Source organism: Clostridia bacterium (assembly GCA_014360065.1).
GTDB lineage: Bacteria > Bacillota > DSM-521 > Neomoorellales > JACIYF01 > JACIYF01.
In genome coordinates this window covers 1-4,058 of sequence record JACIYF010000174.1, presented here as the reverse complement: position 1 = coordinate 4,058, position 4,058 = coordinate 1, and the positions used below count along the sequence as shown (strand labels likewise).

The 4,058-nt window shown below is 58.2% G+C and carries 4 protein-coding genes; 1 reads left to right on the top strand and 3 read right to left on the bottom strand.

What is annotated here, in order from left to right; all coding sequences use genetic code 11:
- A partial coding sequence (locus tag H5U02_14415) for a DUF5110 domain-containing protein (GenBank protein MBC7343616.1) occupies positions 1–690 on the top strand: 690 nt, incomplete at its 5' end.
- A gap of 176 nt (positions 691–866) precedes the next feature.
- On the opposite strand, the gene H5U02_14410 is transcribed toward H5U02_14415, so the two are convergent.
- From H5U02_14410 to H5U02_14400, 3 genes are all read right to left on the bottom strand, one after another.
- Entirely contained in the window at positions 867–2,360 is a 1,494-nt protein-coding gene (locus H5U02_14410) for a xylulose kinase (protein ID MBC7343615.1), read from the bottom strand.
- A complete protein-coding gene (locus H5U02_14405) occupies positions 2,357–3,394 on the bottom strand; it encodes an alcohol dehydrogenase catalytic domain-containing protein (protein ID MBC7343614.1) in 1,038 nt (345 codons plus the stop codon). Before H5U02_14405 ends, H5U02_14410 begins: the two co-directional genes overlap by 4 nt.
- Positions 3,395–3,439: 45 nt before the next feature.
- A partial coding sequence (locus H5U02_14400; GenBank protein MBC7343613.1) for a fructose-bisphosphate aldolase occupies positions 3,440–4,058 on the bottom strand: 619 nt, incomplete at its 5' end.

Sequence of the window (4,058 nt, the reverse complement as noted above, 5' to 3'; positions counted from 1 at the left end):
GGGCCCGACCTGCTAGTGGCGCCCATAACCCAGGCAGGACAACGAGAGCGAAAAGTCTACCTTCCAGCTGGGAAATGGTTTGATTTCTGGAACGATCGGGTTCATGAGGGCAGCAGTTGGATAGTTACCCCAGCGCCCCTGGATCACCTGCCCTTATTTGTCCGGGGCAATGCCATTATTCCTAGCTGGGAGCCGCGGGAGTGGGTAGGTGAAAAGGTGCCTGAAGAGCTAATCTTGGATATCTATTCGCTTGAAGAGAGTCAAATTGAATTCTATGAGGATGACGGCTGGAGCCGAGATTATGAACAGGGTAAATATAATCTGCTTACCATTGACCAGCGCCGGCTTAGGGATAAGCTGACTATAGGCATTGGTTATAAACACCAAGGATTTAGCCCAGGGCGTAAGAGCTATCGCCTGCGCTTGCATGGAGTTGACTTGCCATGCCAGGTAACCTGGCAAGCCCTACCCGCCCAGGACGAGGTCACGGCCGAAGAAAGGCTAACGAGGAATAATAGTGGTGGACGTGGCAACGGTAGTAAGGATGGCAGTAGCCATGCAGGCGACGCCGGAGCCAATCAGCTACCAGGTGATGCTTGGACCTACTATGATGAGACTAGGGTTCTGGAATTGGTGATCCCGGACCCAGGAACAGCGATCCGGGTAACGGTGCTTCTGACCCTCCGATAAACTGCAGCTGGCGCCGGCCTAAAAAGGCTTTCGCAAAGGCAGCGGCATAGGTCCTCACCGGCTCGGTACCCCAAGCGCTAGGTGGCTCCACCAAGGATGCGGAGCGGAGGGCCAGCCCCGCCAGGGCGGAAGTAGGTTATTAAGGAGATTAGTGATCAGGTGCTGGAATCCAGCCCTTAGGGCAGAGCATGCATGGCGGCTTTGACACAGGGGTATAGGCGGTTATAGACGGAAAAGAGCTGATCATAGATGGACCGGTTGGCAGGGTCGGGCTTTACCACCGGGCCAAAATCGGCAAGGCAGGGAAGCTTGGGATCAAGAGGCCCAGAAAAAATGCCGCCGGCTATCCCGCCCAATAACGCTGCCCCCCAGGCGGCAGCGTGTTTGAAAGTTGCTGGCCGGTATGGCACACCTAATACGTCGGCCCGAATCTGGAGGCCCAGCGGGCTCATGGCGGCACCCCCTACACACGGTAAAGCGCTAACCTTAAAGCCCCAATGTTCGGTAGCCCGCTCCAATAGCTGCCGCAACCCATAGGCTACGCCCTCGTAGACCGCGCGAATCAAGTCAGCTCGGTTGGTATCCAGCCGCATCCCTATCCATAGTCCCCGGGCAGCCGGATCAAAGATGGGGCTTCTTTCCCCGGCCAAATAGGGAAGAAAGACTACCCCATGGGCACCAGGCACTGATCGCCTGGCTTCTTGCTCAAGCTCATCAGCAGTAGCAAGGTCCTTGAAAACCCGGCTGCGGAGCCACTCTATGGCTGCCCCCGAGGCTGACATACCCCCGTGGGCCAGCCACCGGTCCGGCACCACGTGAGCCCGATTAAGGAAGGCGGCATCAAAGTCAGGCTGGTCCAAACAAAAGGTCAATACCCCTGAGGTGCCAGCACTCTCAAAGGCGTCGCCGCGCTGGTAGAGTCCCAGAGCAAAGGCGGCAGCGGCAGTATCAGCACAGCCAACGGCCACCGGTGTTCCGGCCGGAAGTCCGGTTTCGGCCGCAGCTTCCGCACTGACCTCTCCTATCTTGGCATAGGGCGGCAGGATGGGAAGCAGCTTGCCCGGGGCTAAGCCCATGAGCTGGCATAGTTCCTCCGACCATCGGTAAGGGTGGGCCAAATTGACCGCCCCTGAGTAGGAGGCAGTAGTCGGGTCTACCGCCAATTCTCCGGTGAGGCAAGCGGCAAGAAAACTGTTTAAAAAACCAATCGTGACCGCCCGTTCCCAGCTCCCAGGTTCTTCCCTCCTGGCCCATGCCGCCAGGGCCAGAGCACAGGTGGAAGGTATGGGCTGGTTGCCCACCTTGGCCTGATAGGCGTCTCTACCACCCACCTCGGCGCTCAAATCATCGACATAGCTAGCGCTGCGGCTATCCAGGTAAGGAATCCCGGCCCGGACCGGCTGAGCCTGCCTATCGAAAAACACCGTAGTAGGGCTGGTGACGCTAAGCCCTATCCCAGCTATCCCTGAAAGTCCTTGACTTACCTGGCGAAGCGCCTGCCGCACTGCTTCCCAGTAGCGATCCAGGGGCATATCCACCCACCCCGGGCGGGGGCTCGATAGCTCTACCTTTACCGATGCTTGCCGACGGGGCTGCCCGGCAATGTCAAAGGCATAAGCTTTAACGCTACTAGTTCCCGCATCCAGGCCTATAAGTAAGGGATCGGTCACGGCAAAATCGCCACCTTGATCCCCAGGCCTTGCTCGGCCGCGGCAAACCCTTCCAGGGCTTGGCTGAGGCCAAAACGGTGAGTAATAATGCTTTCAGCGTTAACCACACCCTGGGCGATTAGGCTTAGCGCCAACCCGTAATCCTCCCGCCGGGCAGCGCTGGTGCCAGTAACGGTAATTTCTTGATAGTGAATGCGGTTGACGTCCAAAGGGGCGGCCTCGCCAACTGAGAAACCGGCAAAGAAGTTTACCGTCCCGCCCTTCTTAACCAGCGTCAGGGCCTGCTGGGCCAGGGCAGGAATTCCAATGGCCAGGATAACCGCATCAGCGCCCAGACCACCGGTAGCCACCCTCACCGCCTCCCCCACATCTTCGGCTCCTGGATCCACTACCTGGCTAGCTCCCAACTGCAAGGCCATGGCCCGTCGCTGGGGATGGGGTTCACTGACAATCACCTGGCTGGCCCCAGCTGCGCGGGCCAGCTCCAGGTGCATGAGCCCAATCGGACCCGCCCCCAGGATTACTACTACATCGCCGAGCTTCACCTGGGACTGCCTCTGCCCGTTCAGGCAACAGGCCAACGGCTCCGCTAAAGCTGCCGCCTCTAAGGATACGCTATCCGGAACTAAAAACACATTTCCACCCTCTACTGCCGCCCTGGGGATGCGAACGTACTCGGCAAATGCACCGTCATACTCGTATCCCATGGCGGTTCGGTTGGCACAAACGTTTTCCCGACCATGCTGGCAGTAGTAGCAAGTATGGCAAGGGATGACCGGGGCTACGCTTACCCGGTCCCCAACTTTGAACTTCTCTACCCCTGCTCCTACCTGAGCGATGGTCCCGGAGAATTCATGGCCTAAGATGGAAGGCACCCGCACCCCTTTGGTCTTCTTTCCCCGGTAGATGCGGATGTCGGTACCACAGATTAGGCAGGCGGCCACTTTAAGCAGTATTTCCCCCGGCCCCACTTTCGGAACCGGGACTTCGTTTATTTCCAGCTGGTTTGGGCCTCGAAATACCAGCGCGCGCATCAACAGATCGCCTCCTGGCTATCCTTTCGGCACATTCTTGTACCCCTAGATCTCGCCCGTTGCGGCCGGCGCTTCATCTTTCCTGTTCTTGGAGCCATGCTGGCACCGCACCTGCCGGTAAATTTCCATGGCTTCCTCGACGGTGGCATTGCCATGGACAATGGCCTTAAGGGCAGAGATGACCGCCGCCGGATCCGGGTCGCTCCAAACGAAACGGCCATAAGTGACCCCCGCCATACCCGCCTGTATCCCTTCCCAAGTCATACGCAGATAAGACTGAAGGTCGTTGCCCGGCGAACCTCCAGCGATTACCACCCTAGCCGGGCAAGCAGCCACTACCTTAGCAAAGGAATCGATGGAGCCGGTCCAGCTGGTTTTGATGATGTCAGCACCTAGCTCCGCTCCCGCTCGGGCTGCATAGGCCACCGCATCCGCGTCCTTAGGATTCTTAACCTGAGAGCCCCGAGGATAAATATGGGTAACTACCGGTAAACCTAAGGCTTCGGCTTCCCGACTGATCCGGGCTAAGTGCGAGAGTTGCTCTGCTTGCTCCGGCCCCCCGACAATAACCCCCACAGAAATAGCATCTGCCCCCAATCTTATGGCTTCCTTGACTTCGGCCACTGGGGTATCAAAATTAGGATGGTAAGGAGCGAGAGTAGTA